At 56.2% G+C, this 3,934-nt stretch carries 3 protein-coding genes and 2 pseudogenes; 1 reads left to right on the forward strand and 4 read right to left on the reverse strand.

Annotated features, from left to right (window positions below; all coding sequences use genetic code 11):
* From Q4Q11_RS31105 to Q4Q11_RS31115, 3 genes and pseudogenes are all read right to left on the reverse strand, one after another.
* Window positions 1-205: pseudogene (locus Q4Q11_RS31105) on the reverse strand (carbohydrate ABC transporter permease); the annotation flags it as partial.
* Window positions 206-246: 41 nt separating this feature from the next.
* Complete coding sequence (locus Q4Q11_RS31110; RefSeq protein WP_498571896.1) at window positions 247-1,143, reverse strand: carbohydrate ABC transporter permease; 897 nt, start codon at window positions 1,141-1,143, stop codon at window positions 247-249.
* A gap of 132 nt (window positions 1,144-1,275) precedes the next feature.
* Window positions 1,276-2,610: an extracellular solute-binding protein gene (locus tag Q4Q11_RS31115; protein WP_113217037.1), complete on the reverse strand. Its 1,335-nt coding sequence runs from the start codon at window positions 2,608-2,610 to the stop codon at window positions 1,276-1,278.
* A 237-nt stretch (window positions 2,611-2,847) separates the two neighbouring features.
* Between Q4Q11_RS31115 and Q4Q11_RS31120 the strand changes: the two genes are divergently transcribed.
* On the forward strand, window positions 2,848-3,471 hold the full coding sequence (locus Q4Q11_RS31120) for a GNAT family N-acetyltransferase (protein ID WP_498571897.1): 624 nt from the start codon (window positions 2,848-2,850) through the stop codon (window positions 3,469-3,471).
* Between the two features lie 23 nt (window positions 3,472-3,494).
* Here the strand turns inward: Q4Q11_RS31120 and Q4Q11_RS31125 are convergent.
* A pseudogene (locus tag Q4Q11_RS31125) lies at window positions 3,495-3,934 on the reverse strand (glycogen debranching protein); the annotation flags it as partial.

Below are 3,934 nucleotides of genomic sequence, written 5' to 3' on the forward strand. Positions count from 1 at the left end.
CTATGACAGGAAACACGACAAGAACGGAATTCAGGAAATAGACGTTAAACCGGCCGTCGATCCATGCATTCGCGTAGTTCTCGAAATGCGGATAGGCTGGCAATACGAATGCGCCTTGCAGCAGGTCCGCGCGGCTCTTGAGGGACGTAAGAAGCAGCAGCGCAAAAGGAACAACCGTTAGAACTGCAAACAGCCAAAGAATCATACGCGAAGGCAATGCGCCGCTTATTCCACGATAAGTCCTGCTCACGATGCGCTTCCTTCATTCAATGGCCGCACGAGCCGATGGACGGCATAGTTGATCATAAAGACCAGCACGGCACCTATGATGGCAACGGCCGAGGCATATCCATAGCGGTTCAGCTGAAAACCTAGTTCGTACATATAGATATTGGGAACGATGGTTGCGTTGGCAGGACCGCCTCTGGTCATCGTAAAGATCAGATCAAAGCTCTTGATGGAAGAAATGATGGTAAGAAGGAGCGCGATGCGTATTTCCGGCAAAAGAAGCGGAAGCGTGATGAAGAAGAAAATCCTGCCTCCGCTGGCACCATCGACTTTTGCGGCTTCAAACAGTGACGGATCTATCCGCTGGATCCCGGAAAGAAACAACACCATGCAGAAACCGAAGAAATACCAGCTGGCAACAAGGCCGACCGCCGGCAGAACAAAGGTGAAGTCCCCGAGCCAGGGCAAGGCGATCGAACCCAGCCCAACCAGCTTCAGCGCCTGATTGATGGGACCGAATGCCGGATTGTAAAGCCAATGCCAAATGATGCCAAGCACGGCGGTCGGCATGATATAGGGTAGAAACAACAGCGTCCGCAGTGCGAACTGTTCGCGCTGCCTGAGTGTCCAGATCATCGCGGCGAATACGAGGCCGACGGCAAGCGGGATAACGCAGTAAAACACCATAAAAAGAGCGTTGTTTTTCAGCGCGACATAAAAAGTCCCATCCGAGAACAATTTTGCAAAGTTGCCGACCCCCACCCAATTTGGAAGGCTGATGCCGTCCCATTCGGTGAAACTGATACCGATTGCCGCGACAATAGGACCAAGAACAAGAGCAAAATAAAGCAGCAAGCCGGGCAGAATATAGATGAGATTTCTGCTGGCCTTCGCGTCAAGTGGCGAGCGTTTCATGCACCATCTCAGAAATATGCCGGACAGCGGATTTTTCCGCTCTGGCCGTGATCAGGATAGACGTACCGCAGCTTCCCGCCGCATCCTATCCCCAAGAGGACAGCGCGGCGGGATCATTGCAAACCAAGGCAATCACTTGCCCTTCATATAGGCGGCGTAGTCCGCATCGAGCTTGCCGATGAGCTCTTCGGGCGTTTGCTTGCCGGCAAGCAGCAAAGGCGTATTTTCATCAAAGGTCTTGAGCATGGTTGGACTTGCCCAATCGGGATAATGTCCAAGCGCATTGTTGTCGTTCAGCGACTTCCACATTGAAATGCCCTCTTTCAGGAGCGGGGAAGCCTTGACTGCGGCATCTTCCGGGACCGGCGTTGCGGGCAGGTAGCCGGCATGGACCCAGGTCACGGACGCCTCCTTGGAAACCATATAGTTGATGTATTCGCCGGCAAGATCCTTCATCCTGTCATTCTTGGCGAGGCTCGTGATCGCCCAGGCAAGATCGACGCCGCCAACCGAAAGCGGATGCTTGATGCCGGCGGGTGCCGGGATCGGCATGAAATGGATGTCGGGGTTGTTCTGCATCTCACCAAAATACCAGGTCCCTGAGATCAGAAATGCGCCCTGGCCCGCGACAAAGAGTTGAACGGCGTCGTCACCGGAGATGCCTTGGTAACCATCGAAGAAATAACCATTTTCTGCCCATTTCTGGACGAGCTTGACCGATTCCAGATTGCCGGGCGTATTCCAGGTGCCGCCGCGGCCGTAGATCAGGTCATCGAGCGCCTTTCGATCGGACGCATCGATATGCGCTTGGGCGATCCCGGCCAGCATATGAAGCGCCAAGTGGCCTTTGGCGGTGCCGATCGTGAGCGGTGCAGTACCTGCCGCCTTGACCTTGTCCAAGGCTGCAAGGAAATCGTCGAAATTCTTGATCGGAAGTTCGACGCCGGCGGCTTTCAAAACCTTTTCATTGTAATAAAGGCCGACGATCTCTGCGAGCGACGAAATGCCGTAGGTCTCACCGACACCGAACTCGCCCTTGCTCGACCAGCGGTCTCGCGCCAGAAGACTATCGGACTGGTTTTTGTCCCATCCGTATTTCTTGAGGTAGGGATCGACAGGAACAAGGAGGTTTTCCTTGACCATCGCACCCATCGCACCGGCCCCCTGGTTGACCTTGGTGACTACGGGGCCATCGCCGGAGGAAACGGCGAGTTTAAGCGTGAGATTGAGATCCTGGAAGTCGCGTACGGTATGGTCAAGCTTAACGTCGGGATGCGCCTTCTGGAAATTGGCGTTGAGCTCGGTCATCACGGCAGCCCGCGATTCCGAATCGTGGTCGTCCCAGACCGTAAGCGTTTCGGCAAAAACAGCTGTGGATGTGCCGAACGCGACCAAAGCGGCGCCCGCCAAAATCCCTGCCTTCTTCAGAATGAATGCTGTGTCGATGGAGATGAAATCGCTAAACATTGATTGGTTCCCTCTGGCTGCTTGTTGGCAGTTCCTTCCGCTTCCAACCGGCTGGTCTTACTGAAGACGAGCCGAATGTCTCGCATCGCCGGACCTTTACTGGTCCGATGAATTCCCTTATTCCTTCCCGAAAATTCGCAGGCTCCCGTCCGTCAGACGCAGTCTGTCAGTTTTGCCAATTTCCCTGCCGATCGGCGCCTGTTCGTGGCGTGCGGCGGCCAGCAGATCGGTGATGCCATGCCCCTTGAGAGCGACGATTATTTCATCCGCCCGGCAACAGAAGAAGATGCTGAGGCCCTCTTTGACATTTGCCTGATGACGGCTGATGCCGGTACCGATGCGAGCGCGCTTTATAGCGATCGGCGCCTTCCCGGCTACGTATGGGCGGTGCCCTATCTCAAATTCGCCCCGGACTTTGCCTTTGTGCTCGCCGGGCGACAACGGGTCGTCGGCTATGTTGTCGGCACGCCCGACACCGCTGCATTCGACCGGGAGCTCCGCCAAAGCTGGTGGCCGCATGTTCGCCAAGAGATCGCCGCTTTCTCCCCCCGCACTCCAAAGGACGTCGATGTTCTGGAGCGGATCGCCAACCCGCACAGCGGCACGTTGGGTCTTGAAACGCTTTATCCTGCGCATCTTCACATCAATATTCTGCCCGAAGCCCAATCGGGCGGATGGGGACGCGCGATGATCGAAACTCTGCTCGGCGTCTTTTCGAAACGTGGCGTGCCTGCCGTCCATCTTGGTGTCAGCCCCGCAAACGAACGCGCCAAGGGATTCTACAGACGTCTCGGTTTCGAAGAACTCAGCCAGAACGGTCACCTCGCCTTCGTCATGAAATTGAATAGGCCGGCGGTCTAAAGTAAGCTCCGCCGGCCCGCCCATTACGCATTCTCCGCGTTCGCAGCCTCTAGGCCATATTTCAGGACGACTGCGGCCGGCATCGCGCTCCACCCCTGCAGCAGAGAGCCGCGTCCGTAAGGCGGCGAGAAATATTCGACCGCACCTGCCCAACCATGAGCCAGACAGGCCTCCCACCAGCGTACAAGCGCATAACGCGCTCCGCCGAGGCCATGGCGTATTCTTTCTTCCGCATAGACGCCGTCCCAATAGGGCCAATCCGAGCCGTTGTGATACCGAAAGGGGAAAGCGGTCTTCGATCTGACATCCCCTGCCCGTTTAAACGGTGGGTAGGCGCAAAGGACGCCCCAATCGCCATAGGGCTGCTCATGATTGTTGCGGGCTTCCAAAGCCCCTTCCATGGCCTTGAGGAGCCCCATCGCTCGCGATGACGAAATGGCTCCGTAACGGGATAGTGTCAGGC

This window comes from Rhizobium sp. UFLA01-1127, assembly GCF_059803845.1.

What these genes read in the sequence shown, in the direction of transcription:
- Q4Q11_RS31110 (WP_498571896.1), bottom strand. Translation starts at nt 1,143, where the DNA reads ATGAAACGCTCGCCACTTGACGCGAAGGCCAGCAGAAATCTCATCTAT.
- Q4Q11_RS31115 (WP_113217037.1), bottom strand. Translation starts at nt 2,610, where the DNA reads ATGTTTAGCGATTTCATCTCCATCGACACAGCATTCATTCTGAAGAAG.
- Q4Q11_RS31120 (WP_498571897.1), top strand. Translation starts at nt 2,848, where the DNA reads ATGCCCCTTGAGAGCGACGATTATTTCATCCGCCCGGCAACAGAAGAA.